The 18,656-nt window shown below is 68.0% G+C and carries 13 protein-coding genes and 1 tRNA gene; 3 read left to right on the forward strand and 11 right to left on the reverse strand.

Features of this window, described 5'->3' with window-relative positions:
• Positions 1-134 precede the first annotated feature (134 nt).
• Positions 135-2,651 (reverse strand): glycosyltransferase, encoded by a 2,517-nt coding sequence (locus EAT49_RS06770; RefSeq protein WP_123641546.1) that lies wholly within the window; start codon positions 2,649-2,651, stop codon positions 135-137.
• 189 nt (positions 2,652-2,840) lie between these two features.
• Between EAT49_RS06770 and EAT49_RS06775 the strand changes: the two genes are divergently transcribed.
• On the forward strand, positions 2,841-3,662 hold the full coding sequence (locus EAT49_RS06775) for an ABC transporter permease (protein ID WP_246003779.1): 822 nt from the start codon (positions 2,841-2,843) through the stop codon (positions 3,660-3,662).
• Positions 3,663-3,665: 3 nt separating this feature from the next.
• Here EAT49_RS06775 and EAT49_RS06780 read toward each other — a convergent pair whose 3' ends face one another.
• The 3 genes from EAT49_RS06780 to EAT49_RS06790 form a co-directional block, all read right to left on the reverse strand.
• Positions 3,666-6,431: a calcium-binding protein gene (locus EAT49_RS06780; protein ID WP_123641547.1), complete on the reverse strand. Its 2,766-nt coding sequence runs from the start codon at positions 6,429-6,431 to the stop codon at positions 3,666-3,668.
• Between the two features lie 118 nt (positions 6,432-6,549).
• Entirely contained in the window at positions 6,550-8,508 is a 1,959-nt protein-coding gene (locus EAT49_RS06785; RefSeq protein WP_425459513.1) for a polysaccharide biosynthesis protein, read from the reverse strand.
• A 161-nt stretch (positions 8,509-8,669) separates the two neighbouring features.
• Positions 8,670-9,455 (reverse strand): DUF2793 domain-containing protein, encoded by a 786-nt coding sequence (locus tag EAT49_RS06790; protein ID WP_123641548.1) that lies wholly within the window; start codon positions 9,453-9,455, stop codon positions 8,670-8,672.
• Between the two features lie 179 nt (positions 9,456-9,634).
• On the opposite strand from EAT49_RS06790, the gene EAT49_RS06795 reads away from it, so the two are divergent.
• Positions 9,635-10,423 carry an exodeoxyribonuclease III gene (locus EAT49_RS06795; protein ID WP_123641549.1) on the forward strand — a complete coding sequence of 263 codons (789 nt, stop codon included), beginning with the start codon at positions 9,635-9,637 and terminating at the stop codon, positions 10,421-10,423.
• Between the two features lie 28 nt (positions 10,424-10,451).
• Here the strand turns inward: EAT49_RS06795 and EAT49_RS06800 are convergent, their stop codons facing one another.
• The 6 genes from EAT49_RS06800 to EAT49_RS06825 all read right to left on the reverse strand — a co-directional run bounded on the left by EAT49_RS06800 (position 10,452) and on the right by EAT49_RS06825 (position 16,355).
• Positions 10,452-11,441 carry an ABC transporter ATP-binding protein gene (locus tag EAT49_RS06800; RefSeq protein WP_123641550.1) on the reverse strand — a complete coding sequence of 330 codons (990 nt, stop codon included), beginning with the start codon at positions 11,439-11,441 and terminating at the stop codon, positions 10,452-10,454.
• A complete protein-coding gene (locus tag EAT49_RS06805) occupies positions 11,434-12,426 on the reverse strand; it encodes an ABC transporter ATP-binding protein (protein ID WP_123641551.1) in 993 nt (330 codons plus the stop codon). Before EAT49_RS06805 ends, EAT49_RS06800 begins: the two co-directional genes overlap by 8 nt.
• Positions 12,423-13,337 carry an ABC transporter permease gene (locus EAT49_RS06810; RefSeq protein WP_123641552.1) on the reverse strand — a complete coding sequence of 305 codons (915 nt, stop codon included), beginning with the start codon at positions 13,335-13,337 and terminating at the stop codon, positions 12,423-12,425. The genes EAT49_RS06805 and EAT49_RS06810 overlap by 4 nt, the downstream gene beginning before the upstream one ends.
• Complete coding sequence (locus EAT49_RS06815; RefSeq protein ID WP_123641553.1) at positions 13,334-14,317, reverse strand: ABC transporter permease; 984 nt, start codon at positions 14,315-14,317, stop codon at positions 13,334-13,336. The genes EAT49_RS06810 and EAT49_RS06815 overlap by 4 nt, the downstream gene beginning before the upstream one ends.
• A gap of 55 nt (positions 14,318-14,372) precedes the next feature.
• Positions 14,373-15,956 carry an ABC transporter substrate-binding protein gene (locus EAT49_RS06820; protein WP_123641554.1) on the reverse strand — a complete coding sequence of 528 codons (1,584 nt, stop codon included), beginning with the start codon at positions 15,954-15,956 and terminating at the stop codon, positions 14,373-14,375.
• Positions 15,957-16,270: 314 nt separating this feature from the next.
• Positions 16,271-16,355, reverse strand: a tRNA-Leu gene (locus EAT49_RS06825).
• 123 nt (positions 16,356-16,478) lie between these two features.
• On the opposite strand from EAT49_RS06825, the gene EAT49_RS06830 reads away from it, so the two are divergent.
• A complete protein-coding gene (locus tag EAT49_RS06830) occupies positions 16,479-17,477 on the forward strand; it encodes a complex I NDUFA9 subunit family protein (protein WP_123641555.1) in 999 nt (332 codons plus the stop codon).
• Positions 17,478-17,630: 153 nt separating this feature from the next.
• Here the strand turns inward: EAT49_RS06830 and EAT49_RS06835 are convergent, their stop codons facing one another.
• Entirely contained in the window at positions 17,631-18,434 is an 804-nt protein-coding gene (locus tag EAT49_RS06835) for an undecaprenyl-diphosphate phosphatase (protein WP_123641556.1), read from the reverse strand.
• Positions 18,435-18,656 lie beyond the last annotated feature (222 nt).

Raw genomic sequence — 18,656 nt, forward strand, 5'->3', positions numbered from 1 at the left:
GCGATTCCCCGGAAGGCAGCTTCGTGAAGTGGCGCAGGGCCCCGGCCCCGACGCCTCGGGAGGTCATGGCTTGCAGGAGCGGAGTGGCAGAATTGCGCTGATACCGGTTCGGCTTTGCGGAAATCGGCCGGGAATTATGGCAACTCGGCGCGATCCACTGCGCGGCGGACCTGGTCTGCGAGAGTGGCGACCTCTCCGTCGCCGAAAGGCAGGACCAGGCCGTTGGGCGCATCGCGTACGGCCGCACCTTGAGCGCCGAGGTCGAAGGCCATGACCGGCAGGCCGGTCGCGATGGCTTCGTGGGTCGTGTAGGAAAAGGTCTCCGGCCAGATCGACGGGATCAGCCAGTGCGTGATGCGGTTCAGCGTCGCGAGGTTCGGGATGTCGGAAGGCTTGTAGGTTCCGGTCACCTTGACCGATCCGGGCAGCGCATAGGCCGGGTCGATGTTGCCGACGATCACGAGGCTGACGTCGCCGCGGCGCGCAAGGGCCTGAACGACCGCGGCCCCCTTCTGCACCCCGATGTTGCCCAGGACGCCGATCACGGGCTTGGAGCCGGGCGGCGGCGGCTCGACGGGCCGGGGCGGCGGCATCGCGTGGGGGCGGACGGAGATGCGTTCCGCCAGGTGCGGCCAGACCGCGGCCACCTGCATCGCGCTGTCCTCGGAGAACACCCGCAGTTCGGTGGCGAGGTCGGCAAAGCGCCGCCATGCGCCCTGCCAGTCCTCCAGCGAGGCGAGGCTGCCGTCAGGACGGCGGTAGAGATGGGCGCGATCGCTGCGCGGCCCCGAGAGCGGCCCCCGGTAGCGCCCGTCCGCATCGAGGAGCGTGTAGGAGGGCGAAAGCGGAAAGAAGTCGTGAAAGAGCACGCGCGCCCGGTCTTCCGGACCCGAGGCGAGGTCGGCGAGAAGGTCGGGCAGTTCGATCGGATTGTCGTCGCCGACGCCGCAGGAATAGACGACCTCCCGGGCGGGCATGAGCGCGAGGAGATCGCGCACGAGCTCCGTGCGGTCGGTCATGCCGCGCAGCACGCCGGCGGGCGTATGGACGCCCAGGTCCCAGCGGGTAGGTCCGCCGACGCGCAGGACGGTTGAGGGCCGGCCGTCGGCGAGATCGGCGGCGATCTGCGCCATGAGGTAGCTTTCGGCACCGCCCCCCATCGTATGGGCGAGGTAGACCGGCAGCCGCGGCTGTTCCGGGATCGAGGCGGCCCAGCCAAGCGCCAGCGCCATTCGGCAGGTCAGGAGGGGATCCGCGGCGATGAAGTCCTGGACCTCGCGGTCATAGGGGGGATAGCGGGACGAGACGATGGCGTTGTTGCGCGCAACCCGTTCCAGCTTCTCTTGGGAGCCGAAGCTCTGACCGCCGCGATGCTCCACGAAGACGCCGCCATGGCCGAGGTGCCGCCCGCCCCTCGCGCGGATCTTCTGGCACCAGTCCACTTCTTCGCCATAGCCCCGGCCGAACACCGTGTCGAAAGCGGGCTCCTTGGCCAGCCACTCCCGCGAGATCGCCATGCAGAAGCCGACGCCGGTCGGCGCCTCGGCCAGCACCGCCGTGCCCGTGAGCCCGCGCGCCACGGCGTCGATGGCATCGCCCTGACCCGGCGCAATGGGTGTCTGCACGCAGATCGACGGGACCGAGAAGATCTCGGCATCGTTGGACATCGCGGTGACGCTGGCGACCGCGCTGTCGGCCAGCGGAGCAAGGAGCCGTTCGTCCCATCCTTCGGGCAGGAAGGCATCGGAGTTCAGGAGAACGACCGGGCCGGCCCCCTCCGCCAGCGCCAGGGCGAAACCGCGGTTCACGGATCCGATAAATCCCAGGTTCTCCGCGTTCTCCAGAAGATCGACACGGTCGAGCCGCGCCGCTTCGGGCCCCGCTGCCCAGTCGCGCAGGAAAGGGCGAACCCGCGCGTCGGAGGAGCCGTCGTCGACCAGGATCAGCCGCGTCCTGCGGGTGGTGTGGCGGGACACGCGCGCTAGCATCTCGGCGAGGAGATCGAAGGCGTTGTAGATCGGAACGATGATGGTGACAGGATCGTCTCCCGGCAGCCGGTCGGGAGTACTCCCTGCCCCGGCATCGGCGAAGACCTCGGGGGTCAGGCGACCCGCGCGGGGCGCGAGCTGCAGCCGCAGACGGTCCTTGATCCGCTTGCGATAGCGCGGGTCGCCGGTGACGAACCAGCCGATCGCGGCCGGAAGCGCGCTTGCGGAATAGAACACGAAGCCGGGCGCCAGCGACAGGATGGCGGCAAGGCGCAGACGGCGACGCGGAAAGATCACGGACAGGATCTGACGGCCACCGACGCGCGGCTCGGCCACGAGGCCCATGCGGCGCGGCTCGCACAGCGTGTAGTAGGAGCAGGGGAGCGCCACGAAGAACCCGACCTCGGCCTCGCTGCCCGTCTTTCCGGAGACGTCCTCGCGGCGCTTCAGGGGCGTCGTCTCGACCTCGTCGCCGCCTGCGAAGAGCGTGACACGCGAGGCGCGCGCCCAGCCCTCGACGCGCAATTCGCCCTGTTCTATCCGGATGCTCTCGAGGTAGCCCACCAATGTGCCCGCCGTATCGACAAGCTGGCGCGACCGGACCCGCCGGGCCAGCTTGACCGTCGCGTAGCGCGCGAAAAGGGCCCTTATCTGGCGGATCATGTATCGTAGTCCTCGTTCCCCCGGTCATCCATCATGGTGGCGAGGAGGGCGCAAGACCTGTCGCTCCTGAAGGCGCAGCATGTGAAACTGTGAACGCTCCACGCTTCTCGTTCACGGGCATCGGTGCTAGACGGTTTGCCGGACGCGGCCGACGCCGCAACGAGAGAGACGGACGCAGCGTATCCGCCGATGACCGACAGCCCGAACATGGACGAGGTCCTGCGTAACCTGAAGCCGGTCCGGCCGCCGCGCTTCGCGTCCGTCCGGTCGATCGTCGCGCTGATCCTCCGTGAGATGTCCGCGACCTATGGCCGGTCCCCCGGCGGCTACATCTGGGCCGTGCTGGAGCCAGCGCTCGGCGTGGCGCTGATGGCCGCGATCTTCTCGGTCGGTTTCCGCTCTCCGCCGCTCGGGACCAACTTCCCGATCTTCTACGCCACCGGCCTTCTGCCGTTCTTCCTCTATATCAACGTCTCGACGGCGGTGGCGCAGGCGATCAACCAGTCGCGGCAGCTTCTGAACTACCCGCGCGTGACCTTCATCGACGCGATCCTCGCGCGGTTCATTCTCGCGACGCTGACGCAGCTTCTGGTAGGTTACCTGCTGCTGACCGGCATCCTGATGGTGTTCGAGACACAGACCATTCTGAACCTGCCCATGATCCTGCTTGCCTATTCGATGGCAGCGGTGTTGGCGCTGGGCGTGGGACTAATGAACTCCGTTCTCATGACGCGATGGGCGATCTGGCACACCGTCTGGTCGGTCTTCAACCGGCCGCTCGTAATCGTGTCGAACATCATCTTCCTCGTGGACGAGATCCCCGAGCCGTTCCGCAGCTGGCTGATGTGGAACCCCATCGTCCACATAGCCGGGCTGATGCGACACGCCTTCTACTACAGCTACGAGGCCGCCTATGTGGACGTGATGTACGTCTTCCTCGTGGCTCTCATCCTCGGGACCATCGGGCTGCTCTTCCTTCGCCGCTACTACCGGGATTTCCTCGAGCTCTGAGCGTCAGGCCAGTCCGATGTCATCGGACAGGGCACCCGGCGAAAGACCCGTTATCGTGACGCTGTCGTTGCCGAAGGTGAACACCGTGCCGCCGGGCGTGGCGCGGGCCTGATCCATGATCCAGGAGAGCGGCCGTGCGCCGCCGCCCCACAGGCCGGCGGAAAAGAGGAGCGTGTCCACGTCATCCTCGAAATCGGCGATGCGGTCCCTGCCGGACGAGAAGACGAAGCGGTCCGCCATCTGACCGCCGAAGAGCAGATCGTTTCCGGAACCTCCGTTCAGGACATCGGACCCGGAATTCCCGTAGAGCGTGTCGTTGCCGGGGCCACCGTAGAGGGTGTCGCGACCGCTGTCGCCTTGCAGGACATCGTTGCCGGAATCGCCAAGGAGGACATCATCGGCCTGCCCGCCGAAAAGCCGGTCGTTGCCGCTGCCGCCGGACAGGCGGTCGAAGCCGGAGTTGCCCCAGAGACGGTCGTCCCCCGGTCCGCCCCAGAGCTGGTCGGGACCCGCCTTGCCCCAGAGCCTGTCGTCGCCGGTCCCGCCCCAGAGCCGGTCGAGGCCGAGGCCGCCGTCAAGGATATCGTCGTGGCTGTCGCCCCAGATCCTGTCATTGCCGTTGTTGCCCCAGAGCCGATCGTTGCCGGTCCCGCCGAAGAGCGTGTCGAACCCGTCGAGCGCCTGCAGACGATCGTTACCGGAGCCGCCGAACATGGTGTCCCATCCGATCCCGCCGACCAGCCGGTCGGCGCCCTCGTTTCCGAAGAGACGATCATTTCCGGCGCCGCCGAAGAGCACGTCGTTGCCGGGGCCGCCGTAGAGCGTGTCGAACCCTCCCAGCCCCTCGATCGTGTCGTTGCCCGAGTTGCCATAGCCGACGTCCGCGCCGGACAACAGCATCAGCCTGTCGTTTCCGGCCCAGCCGCTGAGCGTGTCGTTGCGGGGTGTGCCGGTCAGGATATCGTTGCCCGAGGTCGGCCCGGACCCGTTTCCCCCACCCCCGGATCCCCTGCCCGCTCCGCTTCCGCCTCCACCGCCGCTCCCGCCACCGCTTCCGCCTCCGCCACTTCCGCCGCCGTTTCCGACGAACTCATGAAAGCTGGGCCAGCTCGGTATGAACGGATCGATATAGGCCGGCGGGCCATTCGGACCGGTGTCCACCTGCCACCAGTGAGTCCGGTCTTCCCATCCGGAGACCGGAGGCCATCCGCTCGTTTGCGCCTCGCCGGCGCGGGAGATGAGGTCCATGGACCAGCCGGGGTCGAATCGGTTCGGTCCGATCACTCCACGTCCGGCGACATCGGCCAGCGACAGCGGCCCGCCTCCGGCGCTCCGGATCACCAGCAACTCGTCGATGTAGCGCAGCTCGATGCCGCCCGCGACAGGCGTTGCCGTCAGCTGCCCGGCAGACCGCAGGAAGGGCCAGGCGGACAGGTCGAGGCGGTCGAGGCCCGGCTGGAAATCCTCGATCCGGTCGGTCTCCCCGTCGTTGGCCAGGACGAAGATGTCGGCGCCGGGACCGCCGATCAACGTGTCGGACCCGAGCCCGTCGATCAGGATGTCGCTGCCTCCCTGTCCGCGCAGCACATCGGCGCCCGCACCGCCGATCAGCAGATCCGCCGCCGCTCCGCCGGTCAGGGTCTGACCTGTGTCACCGGCCTGCCGGGTCACGCCGACCGGATCGGGGCTGTAGCGGAACCGACTCAGACCGTTCTCGAAACTGCTCGCGGTCACGATCTCGATGGCGCCCCCGACCGCCTCCGCGCTGATCGCGTCGACGTGCTGCAGCGCCGTGTCGAGCCGGTCCTCGACGGTCCGGAGGTGCAGGAGCCGTCCCTCGGGCAGGAGCCTGAAGAGACTGAAGCCGCTATCTGTCCCTGCGGCGATCAGGTAGGGGACGCCGCCGATGGTGGCCGTCTCGAGATGGGGGGCACCCGCGAACCTCGTGTCGAGGGAGTCGAGCAGGTGATCCGTCAGGCGCATCCGGCCGTCGTCGGACAACTCGAAGACGCTGAGGGTTCCGGTGCCGCGCCCGGCAACCACGACGTAGGTCACCCCGCTTTCGATCAGGGTCACCACGTCGCCGGGGGCGGCGATGCCCGGCCCCCCGACCATCGCGACACGGTCCGTGAGCGAGAGCGACCCGGAGGGCGTGACGCGGAACACCTGGAGCGTGTCCGCACCACCCGTTGCCACGATCACATGAGCCGCACCCGCGAGGTCCGTCACGGCAAGGCCCGCGAGGGGACCGGAGACCGGTGGTCCCGTCCGGTGGGATCCTGGCGTTCCCGAGTTGTCGAGGGTCCAGATGTCGAGGCGGTCGCGCAGCGGCGAGGCCCCGAACAGAAGGCGGCCCGCAATCGTATCCGCCGTCTCCAGCCTGTCGATGCCGGCCGTGCCCTGCCCCATCGCCACCGGCGCGCCCGGACGACCGGAACCGTCGAGGGTCAGGCGCGCGAGTGGCTGGGCGCTCGAGCCCGTGGCGAGAAGCCTGTCCGGGCCGGTGTCCTCGAACAGGAGCCGCCCCGGGAGTCCCGGAACCGGATCGCCGGGCAGATCCCGGGCCGCGAGCCTGTTCGGCAGACCTCCGGAGGGAGAGGACAGCGGGCCGAGGTCATAGGCGACGACGCCCGCGCCACCGGGCCGGCTGGTGGTGTAGAGCATGAGCCGACCGGAGACCCCGACCAGAAGGACATCCCCGATCGCCGCCCTGTCACTGCCCGTGCCACCTGCCAGCATGGCCAGGTGAACAACCGTCGCTCCGGCCATTCCGCACTCCGCCTGCCCGATACCTCGGGGACGGAATGGCGCGAGAGCGCAGCCTCAACTGGGACGGGGGATGGTCACGCCAAGGCGCTTCGCTTCAATTCGAGCGATCAAGGTGATGTCAGCGCCCGGGCGACGCCGGGCCGGAGAGCCTCCTGCCCGCACCGTCCCGGGGCAGAGGCAGTTCGGGAATGGCGGTGGTGACCGCGGTGCCGCCGGCATAACCGTCGACCCAGCGCACCAGAACCTGCCGGGCGGCATCGGGATCGCCCGCCTCGATGGAGGCGCGCAGATCGCGGAGCGCGGTCGCCACCTCGATCTGCGACAGATGCGCCTCGTGCGCGCGCAGGATCTTGGGATGAGGTGTGCGTTCCGAAGCGGTGCCGATCAGGAGTTCCTCGTGCAGTTTCTCGCCCGGACGCAACCCGGTCACGACGATCTCGATATCCCCATCCGGCGTCGCCTCGTCGCGCACGCGGTAGCCCGCGACCTCGATCATCTGGCGCGCGAGGTCGCGGATCGCGACCGGCTTGCCCATGTCGAGAACGAAGACGTCCCCGCCCTCGGCATAATGCCCGGCGAGGAGCACCAGCCGGCTCGCCTCGCCGATGGTCATGAAGTAGCGCGTCACCTCGGGGTCGGTCAGGGTGACGGGGCCGCCGCGGGAGATCTGTTCCTGGAAGAGCGGCAGCACCGACCCGGAGGACCCGAGCACGTTGCCGAACCGGACCATGGAATAGCGCGTGCCCTGCGTCCGGTTGGCGAGATCCTGGATGATCAACTCCGCCAGCCGCTTCGAGGCGCCCATGACGTTGGTCGGCCGGACGGCCTTGTCGGTGGAGACGAGGATGAAGAGCTCCACTCCGGCGGCCTCGGCGGCCTCCGCGAGGATGCGGGTGCCGAGAACGTTGTTCGAGAGCCCGACCAGGGGATTCGTCTCGACCATGGGCACATGCTTGTAGGCGGCGGCATGGAGGACGATGCGCACCTCGTGTTCGGCCATGACCTGGGCGACGAGCGCCTCGTCGGTCACCGAGCCCAAGCGCACCACGAGATCGGTGTCGAACCCGAGATCCCGAAGCTCCCGCTCGATCTGGTAGAGCGCATGTTCGGAGATTTCATAGAGAACCAGCCGCGACGGACGGCAGGCCAGCACCTGGCGGCAGAGCTCCGAGCCGATGGATCCGCCCGCCCCGGTGACCATGACCGACTTGCCGCGGTAGAGGTCGCGGATGCGGTCGAAATCGCAGTCGAACCCTTCGCGGTTCAGATAGACATCGGGGTCGATCGGCTGGATCCGGTCGAGCAGCCCCCCCTCGCCCACCAGCGTGGCGAAGGACGGCAGGGTCCGCACGTCGCAGCCGTAGCTCTTGAGTCGGGCAGCGAGCCGCGCCTGTTGCGGCCGGCCGATGGAGGGCATGGCCAGCAGCACCCGGTCGATCTGCATCTCGCGGATCATGTGCTCAAGCCGCAGCGGAGGATGCACCGGCAGGCCCGCGACCGTCATGTTCTGAAGGGTCGGGTTGTCGTCGATGAAGGCCACGGGCAGGACCGTGTCGTCGGTTTTCAGCGCCGCGGCGAGCTGCACCCCGGTCTTGCCGGCGCCGTAGATCAGCACGCGCTGGCGCCGCATTCCGCGGAGGTAGATCTGGATCAGGAAGGCCTTGAGCGTAAGCTTCATCGCCGTGGTCAGCACCATCAGCGTCATCGAGAAGAGGACGAAGGTCGAGGTGGAGGGCACGCCCGCCTGCAGGATCGGCAGGGCCAGGCCGCCGGTCAGGCCCACCATCGCGGCATAGGCGGCGGTTCGCAGGATCGCGTTCTGCTCGAAGGCCTTGAGCTGAATCCGCGGCATGTCGAGGAGCTGCGAATAGATCGTCGCGGCGCCGATCATGATGGCCACGAGGAGGAGCGTTTCGCTGGTCCCCTGCGCCAGCCGCGCGAGGCCCTCGCTGCCGTCCTGGAGCCACAGCGTCAGCGCCAGCGCCGGAAGCACCAGCGCGACGTCGATGGCCAGTAGCGCCATCTGCTTCTGCCCGCGGGACAGGGATGTCACGAGTCGAAGGAGGAAGCTCAGCACGGCGGTCTCTTCGGTCGGGTCGCCGGGGTTCCGCACACCGCGGTGCGCGCACCTTTCCGGATCGCACCGGACCTTAGCCGGACAGCGCCGCCGCTAGAACCCCGTCCGCCCCAGGCGCACACCGGGTGCGCCATCCGGGCAACGATTGGCCGCGGCTTTCGTCAGACCTGCGTATTGTCGCGGCAGCGGCGCCAGAGGGTGCCGTCGCTCCAGACCGGGCCGTCCGTGGCGAGACAAACCAGCGCACCGGCCCCGGCCACGGCGGGGTCGGGCAGCGTGGCGGCGGCGTGGACCGGAAGCCGAAGGGCAAAGCCGATGGCGACGGAGCCGCTCGCCGCCTCGGCCGTCAGCGCGGTCAGCCAGCCGGAACCGCTGCCCGAGACCTTGATCGAGAGATCGTCGCTTCCTGCCGTTCCGATCTCGGCCCGGCCGGACCAACCGGTCTGGAACAGGAGACTCGCCGTATCGCCGCCTGCGGCCTTGTTGAGCTTCATCCGGTGCCCGCCGCCGTCATGGGTGAACAGGCTCGTCTCGGCCGCGACGGCCAGTCGCTCGGTCTCGGAGGCCGTGGCATTGATGCCCAGACGATCCGCCGAGATGGCGGCATCGGCGCGCCATTCCGCGCCGTCATGGAGCACGCCCCTCTCCTCGTCCGCAACCCAGGCCCGCCAGCCTGCGGCTGGGGCGAGAAACAGCCAGCCTCCCCCGGCCTCGGCCACGGCCAGGTGGCCGTCCATACCCGACCATGTGCCGCTGGCGCCACCGGCGACGATGTAGCGGTCACCGGGTACGGGCGCGGAGGGCGGGGCGGAGAGGGCGCGGGAAAGGACGCTCAGCTGGACCACGGCATCGAGCCGCGAGAGCGCCTCGTTCACGGTGACATGTTTCTGCGCCTGTCCGGGTAGCAGCAGGGGCAGGGCGAGGTGGTCTGTCGAATCGGTCGGCATGGCGTGCGCTCCGTCGGGCTCAAAGGCCAGCGCACCATAGGGGCGACGGTTTAACGGTCGCCGGATGGCGCGCACGCGCGCAACGGGTACGCTGGACCCCCTGGCCCGCACGGCTTAGGACCCATCCGTCTGGTCATGGACGCCCCGCCGCAACACCTGCCCAAGAAAGCGACCCGCCGATGCCATTCACCCTCGCCACCTGGAACATCAATTCGGTTCGACTGCGCGAAGCGCTGGTGACGCGCCTCCTGCGCGAGGAAGCGCCCGACATCCTGTGCCTGCAGGAGTGCAAGGCCCCGGTGGAGAAGATGCCGCTCGAGGCCTTCGCTGCGCTGGGCTATCCTTGGTACGTCGCGCGCGGGCAGAAGGGGTACAACGGCGTCGCCATCCTGTCGAAGCTGCCGCTGGAGGAAGCGGGGGCCGCGGATCATGCGGGCCTCGGCCACGCGCGACATGTGGCGGCCCGGCTGGAGAACGGCGTGGTCATCCACAATTTCTACGTGCCGGCCGGCGGCGACACGCCGGATCGCGAGGTGAACGTGAAATTCGGCCAGAAGCTCGACTACCTGACGGCGATGCGCGACGCGTTTCACGCGGACCGGCCGGAACGGGCGATCCTCGTGGGCGATCTCAACATCGCCCCGCGCGAGGACGACGTCTGGAACCACAAGCAGTTGCTGAAGATCGTCAGCCATACGCCCATCGAGGTGGAGCACCTCGCCCAGGCCCAGGACGCCGGCGGCTGGATCGACGTCACGCGCGCGGACATTCCCGAGGGGCTGCTCTATTCGTGGTGGTCCTACCGGTCTCCGGACTGGGACGCCGCCGACAAGGGGCGCAGGCTCGATCACGTCTGGGCCACGCCCGACATCGCTGCCGCGGCCCATTCAAGCCGCATCCTGCGTGCCGCCCGTGGCTGGACGCAGCCTTCGGATCATGCGCCGGTGTTCGCGACATTCGATCTTTGAAAGGCCCCGAGCGGAGCGTCTCCGGACCTCAGGCGGTCACGGGCTCCACCGCGAAGCAAGCCGCCTCGCCGCCGCGCGTCGGCCGCATGTCCGGGGCCTCGCGGCGGCAACGATCCATCACCAGCGGGCAGCGGGGGTGAAAGCTGCATCCGGGCGGCGGCGAGATCGGATTGGGGATCTCCCCCTCCACCCGCTGGCGGCGCTGTCCCGACAGCGCGAGGTCGGGCACCGCCTCCAGCAGCATTCGCGTGTAGGGATGCTCGGGCTCGCGGAACAACGTCTTGCCCTCCGCAGTCTCCACCAGCCGCCCGAGATAAAGCACGCCCACGCGGGTCGCCATGTGGCGCACCACCGACAAGTCGTGGCTGATGAAGAGATAGGTCAGGCCCATCTTGTCCTGAAGGTCGCGCATGAGGTTCAGGATCTGGGCCTGCACGCTGACATCGAGGGCCGAGGTGGGCTCGTCGCAGACGATGAATTCCGGATTCGTGGACAGCGCGCGTGCGATGGCGATGCGTTGGCGCTGGCCGCCGGAGAACTCGTGCGGGTACTTTCCGCCGTCCTTGGCCGAGAGACCCACGGTATCGAGGAGTTCACCCACCCGTGCCTCGACCGCGGCCCCTTTCAGCAGGCCGAAATGGTGGATCGGTTCCGCAATGATGTCGCCCACGCGCCAGCGCGGATTGAGGCTGGCGAAGGGATCCTGGAAGATCATCTGGAACCGCCGCCTGAGCGCACGCATCGTCGCGCCGTCGGTGCCGTTCAGAAGCTTGCCGTCGAAGCGGATCTCGCCGGAGGTGGGCGGCAGCAGGCCCACGATCATCTTGGCGATGGTCGACTTGCCCGAGCCGCTTTCGCCGACGAGTGCGAAGGTCTCGCCCCGGGCGATGGTGATGTTCACATCGGCCACGGCGGTGAGGAACTGCCGCTCCTCGCGCTCGAGCACGCGGTTCAGCCAGGGGCGCGAGACGTCGAAGCGGCGGCCGAGCCCTTTCACCTGCAACAGCGGCTCAGTCATTGACGGCCTCCTTCGTCCGGGTGTCGTAGAGCCAGCACGCCACTTTCCGGCCTTCCCCACGGTCGAGCGGCACCGGCCGATCCACCCGGCAGCGGTCGAACACCTCGGGGCAGCGCGGATTGAAGGCGCAGCCCGGCGGGATCGCGTCGAGCCGCGGCATTGCGCCGGGAATCTGCACCAGACGGTCGCTTTCCTGCGTCAGCGTGGGGATCGAGCCCATGAGCCCCTTGGTGTAGGGATGATCGGCAGCGGTGATGACCTGCCGCACCGGTCCCACCTCCGCCAGCCGCCCGGCATACAGGACGGCCACCCGGTCGGCGGTCTCGGCGATCACGCCCATGTCGTGGGTGATCAGCAGCACCGAGGCGCCGCGCTCGGCGCAGATTTCCTTGATCAGGTCGATGATCTGCGCCTGCACCGACACGTCGAGCGCGGTGGTGGGCTCGTCGGCGATCACCAGTTCGGGCTCGGCGCAGAGCGCCAGCGCAATCACCACGCGCTGCCGCATTCCCCCGGAGAACTGGTGCGGGTAGTCGTCGATCCGCCGCGCCGCTGCCGGGATGCCCACGCGGTCGAGAAGGGCCACCGCCCGTTTGCGCGCCTCGGCCTCGCTCACGCTCATGTGGGTCAGGATCGTCTGGGTCAGCTGGCGCGAGACCGTGTAGAGCGGATTGAGGCTGGTCAGCGGATCCTGGAACACCATGCCGATACGCCGCCCCCGGACCCGGCGCATCGCCTCGGGGCTGAGATTGTCGATCCGCTCCCCCTTCAGCCGGATCTCGCCGCCCGCGATCCGGCCGGGAGGCTCCAGCAGGCCGATGATGGACGCGCCGGTCAGGCTCTTGCCTGCGCCGCTTTCGCCCACCATGCCCAGCACTTCGCCCGCGCCGATGTCAAAGGACACGCCGTCGAGGGCGCGCAGCGTGCCGCGCCGGGTGGGAAACTCGACCACGAGGTCGCGGACGGACAGGAGCGGAGCGGTCATCTGAGCCTCGGGTTCAGCACGTCGCGCAGCCAGTCGCCGAGCAGGTTCACCGACAGCGCCAGCGCCAGCAGCGCCATGGCCGGGAAGAAGAGGATCCACCACTCGCCCGAGAAAAGGAACTGCTGGCCGATGCGGATCAGCGTGCCCAGCGACGGCTGGGTCGGCGGCACGCCGACGCCGAGGAAGGACAGCGTCGCCTCGGCGATGATGGCGAGCGCCAGACCGATCGTGGCGATCACAAGGACCGGCCCCATGACGTTCGGCAGGATGTGCTGCAGAACGATCCGCACCGGGTGGACGCCGATGACCTTGGCGGCCTGCACGTATTCGCGACCCATCTCCACCATCGTGGCGCCGCGCACCACGCGCGCGTATTGCACCCATTCGCTCAGCCCGATGGACAGGATCAGCACCCAGATCGCCGCCTGTTCTCGCTGGCCCGGAGGGATGAACCCCCGCGCCACGCCGAAGATCAGCAGGGCGATCAGGATCGACGGAAACGAGAGCTGCACATCGGCGATCCGCATCACCAGCGTGCCGACCCAGCCGCCCTTCCACGCCGCCAAAAGGCCCAGGGAGATGCCGAGGACCATGGCGAAGATCACCGAGGCGAAGCCCACGAAAAGCGAGATCCGCGCGCCGTAGAGGATGGTCGACAGGATATCCCGCCCCTGGTCGTCGGTCCCGAGAAGGAAGGTATTCCCGGTAAAGGCATTCGGCGTTCCCGGGGGAGTGAACCCGTCCATGAGGTTCAGGCTCGCGGGATGAAAAGGATCGGAAGGTGCGATCCACGGCGCGAAGATCGCGGCGAAGATCATGCCGACCGCCACCACGGCGGCCACGATCGCCACCGGCGAATGACGGAAGGACCAGGCGATATCGCTGTCCCAGAGGCGCGCGAGACGGTTCATGCGCGGGCCGGCGTCCGCTCGACCCGCAGGCGCGGATCGACGGCGAAATAGAGGAGGTCGACGATGAGGTTGATGATCACGAAGACGAGCGCGATCAGCATGAGGTAGGCGGCCATGACAGGCACATCCACGAACTGCACCGACTGGATGAAGAGTGCGCCGACGCCCGGCCACTGGAACACCGTTTCGGTGATGATGGAAAAGGCGATGATCGAGCCGAGCTGCAGCCCGGTGATGGTGATGACCGGAACCAGCGTGTTCTTCAGCGCATGGCCGAAATGGACGACCCGGTTCGAGAGGCCCCGGGCGCGCGCGAACTTGATGTAGTCGGCGCGCAGCACCTCCAGCATCTCGGCCCGGACAAGGCGCATGATCAGCGTCATCTGGTAGAGTCCAAGGGTGATCGCAGGCAGGATCAGCGAGGCCCGGCCCGAGGGCGTCAGAAGGCCCGTGCGCCACCAGCCGAGGTCCACGACCTCGCCCCGGCCGAAGGATGGCAGCCACTGCAGTTCGACGGCGAAGACCCAGATCAGCAGGACGCCGATCAGGAATGTGGGCAGCGACACGCCGATCAGAGACACGGTCATGATGGTGTTCGACAGCCAGCCCCGGCGATTGAGCGCGGTATAGACCCCGAAGGCCACGCCGAAGACGAAGGCGAAGAAGCCCGAGATGAGCGCCAGCTCCAGCGTCGCGGGCAGGCGCGAGAGGATCAGCTCGCCCACGGGCTGCTGCAGGCGGTAGGAGATCCCGAAATCCCCCTGCAGCGCACGCGACACGTAGCCCGCGAACTGCACGAGGACCGGGTCGTTCAGACCGAGCCGCTCACGCAGGGCTTCGCGGTCGGCCACGCTCGTCTCCTGCCCCACGATGCTGGCGACCGGATCGCCGACGAAGCGGAATAGGGTGAACGAGATCAGCGCGACGACGAGCATCACGACGACCGACTGCGCAATGCGCCTGAGGATGAACGCCAGCATCGGGGGGAAAGACGGTGCGGCCGCGCCCCGGACAGGAGGCGCGGCCGCCTTTGCCTCAGTCGAAGGTGACCCGGGTCATCGACGGCTGGTTCTCGGGGTCGACGTCGACGTTCACGCCATCCCGGGCCGCATAGGCGAGGACCTGGTTGTGAACCATCAGGAAGACCCGGTCCTCCTGCACCTGCTGCCAGATCTCGGCGATGGTCGCGTCACGGGCCTCGAGGTCGGTTTCGGTGGCCAGCGACTGGATCTTGGCGTCGAGTTCCGGGTCGGAGTAGTTCGAGCCGTTCCAGCCGCCGCGCGCGCCCTCGGTGCTGTGCACGAGGAAGTCGAAGACATACTGGCTGTCGAAAGGCGGCACGCCCCAGCCGAGCAGGTAGAAGTCCGACTCATCGTTCTGGATCAACGGGAAGTGCAGGCTGCGCGACTGCGACACCAGGTTGGCGTCAATGCCGATCTGCCCCAGCATCCCGACGAAGGCCTGGCAGATCGCCTCGTCGTTCAGATAGCGGTCGTTGGGGCAGTTGAGATCGACGGAGAAGCCGTCCGCATAGCCCGCCTCGGCCATCAGCTCGCGCGCGCGCTCCGGGTCGGGCGGCCCGTAGGCGTCGAGCTCCGCATCCCAGCCGTTCACGAAGGGCGGCACGTTCTGGGCGCCGGGCACCGACTGGCCGCGCATCACGACCTGCTGGATCGCGTCGCGGTCGAGGGCGAGATGCATCGCCTCGCGCACCAGCGGATCGGCGAAGGGGTTGCCCTCCACGCTGGCCGAGCGGAGGTCCTCCGACCCCATGTCGTAGGCGAAGAAGATCGTGCGGTTCTCGGGGCCGGTGGTGACCGTGATCCCCTCGGTCTGCTCCAGCCGCGCGATGTCCTGCACCGGCACGTCCTGCACGAAATCGACCTCGCCGGACAGAAGCGCGGCGATCCGCGTCGCGTCCTCGGTGATCGGCGTGTAGATGATTTCCGTCACCTCGGGCGTCTCGTCCCAGTGACCCTCGAAATGCTGCAGGACCGAGCGGACCTCGGGATCGCGCGAGGCGAGCTGGTAGGGACCGGTGCCCATGGCATTGCGCACGGTGAAAGCCTCTTCGCCCGCGGCATAGTCCTGCGGCGTCTCTGCGCCGTTCTCCTCGGCCCAGTCGCTATCCATGATGAAGAAGTTCGTCAGGTTCTGCGGATAGAGCGGCGACGGCCCGTCCATCTGCACCCGGACCGTGTAGTCATCGACCGCTTCGGCGCCCACGACATTGGCGTGCAGACCCTTGAAGTCCGAGGATTCCTTGCGGACCCGCTCAAGGCTGAACACCACGTCCTCGGCGGTGAAGGCGTTGCCGTTGTGGAAGGTGACCCCCTCGCGGAGCTCGAAGATCCAGACGGTCGGATCCTCGGGGTCGATCATCCAGTCCGTTGCCAGACGCGGCGCCAGGCTGCCGTCGAGCTCGCGGCTGACCAGCGTTTCGTAGACGTGGTGCAGGAAGGTGCTGGTCGGCCCCTCGTTCTGGGAATGCGGATCCATCGTCAGCGCGTCGGCCACACGGGCCCATCGCAGGGTTTCGGCGTTGAGCGCCGTCGCGGCGAGCGCGAGGGCGGCGCCGCCCAGCAGGACGGTCCTGGTCGACTTGAACAGATGTGTCATGATGATTTCCCCGTTGGTCGTTTTTTTGGGTCGCGCCGAGACGCGACAACTGGGGCCATGCTGACAGCTTGGCGCCGATGCCTCAAGCCTGCAGCGCCCCGGGGCCGTCAGGTCACTCCGGGGATCCGGCACGCGAGACCATGCCCGCCTGCTGGTCTGAGGCCGGGCAAGGGAGAGGCGAGGCACGCCGCTCCTGCGGTTCGCGGCGTTCGTTTCCTTCGGAGTACCGAGTGCTCGGAGGCACCTGCCCCTGCGGTCGCGTCCGCTCCTGCTGCATAAGCAAGCGGACGGTCGATCAATGTCGGGTGGGGTAGTGGTGCCCAGGAGAGGACTCGAACCTCCACGACCGAAGTCACTGGTACCTGAAACCAGCGCGTCTACCAATTCCGCCACCTGGGCACAGGTGCGGGGGCTGCATTAGGACTGTCCGGGAAGGGTGTCAACGGCTGTCGCGCGGCCATATGCGCCTTGTGTGACGGTTGGGGCGGCGGTAGACCCGGCGCGATCCGTCAGGAGGCGCCCATGTCCAAGCTCGTCACCATCTTCGGCGGCTCCGGCTTCGTCGGCCGGCATATCGCGCGGCGGCTGGCCAAGGCCGGCTGGCGCATCCGGGTTGCTGTCCGCAACCCGAACGACGCGGGCTTCGTGCGGCCCTACGGTGTGGTCGGGCAGGTCGAGCCGGTGTTCTGCAATATCCGCGACGACGAGAGCGTGCGCGCCGTCCTTCGCGGGGCGGATGTGGTCGTGAACTGCGTCGGCGTGCTGGACGAGCGCGGCAAGAACACGTTCCAGGCCGTGCAGTCGGACGGGGCGGAGCGGATCGCGCGGATCGCGGCGGAGCTGGGCGTGGCGCGGATGGTGCAGATCTCGGCGATCGGGGCGGACCCTGCGTCCGACAGCGTCTATGCGCGCACGAAGGGCGAGGGCGAAGAGGCCGTCAGGCGGCACATGGCGGACGCTGTGATTCTGCGCCCGTCGATCGTGTTCGGGCCGGGGGACAGCTTCTTCAACCGGTTCGCGGGGATGCCGGGGCCGGTGGTGCCGCTGGTGGGACCGGACACGAGGTTCCAGCCGGTCTATGTCGAGGACGTGGCCGCGGCCGCGGAACTGGCGGTCGTGGGCAAGGCGCCCGCGGGGACCTACGAGCTGGGCGGGCCCGACGTGGACACGTTCCGGGAGCTGATGGAGCTGATGCTGAGGGTGATCCAGCGGCGGCGCTGGATCTTCGCCATGCCGTTCTGGATGGCGCGCCTGGCGGCGGGGGTGTTCGCCGTGCTGGGGAAGGTGACCTTCGGCATGGTGAAGGGGCCGATCACGGGCGACCAGGTCCGGCAGCTCCGGCGGGACAACGTGGTGTCGGAGGGAGCGAAGGGATTCGCCGAGCTGGGGATCCAGCCGGCCGCGATGGAGGCGATCCTTCCGGAATACCTGTGGCGGTTCCGTCCCTCGGGGCAGTACAGCGCGGTGAAGGCCTCGGCCCAGAACCTGAAGGGCGGGTCGGGCCGGGCGGGGTTCTCCTGAGCGTCCACGCGTGGACGCATGGTCAAGTATTTGATTTCTTTTATATAACGACGCAACGGGGTTTCGGGACGGGGCGGTCATGAATTGTTCGGGCATTTCTGCAGTGCGTCCGCAGACGGTCTGGTGCGCGTGGACGGGCAGCCTGCGGGTGCTTCAGCTGTAGGCGATCCAGAGCAGCACCACACCCAGCGCACAGCGATAGACGACATAGGGCGTGAAGCTGACCGAGCGCAGGAGCCGCATCATCACCGCCAGAGCCGCGAGGGCCGCGGCGAAGGCGAAGACGGCGGCGATGGCGCCGGCGCGCAGGAGAGCCATGTCGCCCTCCGCCACCACGTCGACGGTCAGCAGGGAGCCCGAGGCGAGGATCGTCGGGATCGACATGAGCATCGCCAGTTTCGCGCCGGACCGGCGGTCATAGCCCAGCTGCCGCGCGCCGGTGATCGTGATGCCGGAGCGCGAGGTCCCCGGGATCAGGGCAAGCATCTGCCACAGGCCCATGATCAGCGCGTGCTTCATGGTCCATTGCGCATCGGTGCGGGTCTCGGGGCCGGTCTGGTCGGCCCAGTAGAGGACGATGCCGAAGATCAGCATGGTCCAGCCGATCACGGCGACGGAGCGCATGGCTTCGTCGAGGCCGGTCACCTTGATGATCAGGCCGGCGATGACGACGGGAATCGTGGAGATCACGAGGCAGAGCGCGAGGAAGGCACCCTGGGTGTCGATCTTGCCGCGAAGAAGGCGGCCCAGCCCGATGACGGCCTTCGACACGTCTGACCGGAAGTAGAGGATCACCGCCCCGAGGGTGCCGACATGGACGGCGACGTCGATGGCGAGGCCCTGGTCGGTGAGGCCCGTGAGAAGCGGGAAGAGGATCAGGTGGCCGGAGGAGGAGACCGGCAGGAATTCGGTGATCCCCTGGATGACCGCCACGAGGATCAACTGGAAGAGGGGCATCGGCGGGCCTCGCGAATCGGACTTGCGGGACACTATCCGCGGCGCTGGCGCGCGAAAGGGTGGATATAGGGATGCATCCGGTCCTAATTTTTGATCGAACGATGAACGAAGCACGTCGGGCGGGCGCAGTTTTCTCGGTTTAGGTCAGTAGTAATGACTTTTCTTTGCGCCGGGATCGGAGTATCTCCGCGCTTCAGTCGGAGTTCCGAGGGAGGCTCAGCC

It is taken from the genome of Histidinibacterium lentulum (assembly GCF_003789055.1).
GTDB lineage: Bacteria > Pseudomonadota > Alphaproteobacteria > Rhodobacterales > Rhodobacteraceae > Oceanicola > Oceanicola lentulus.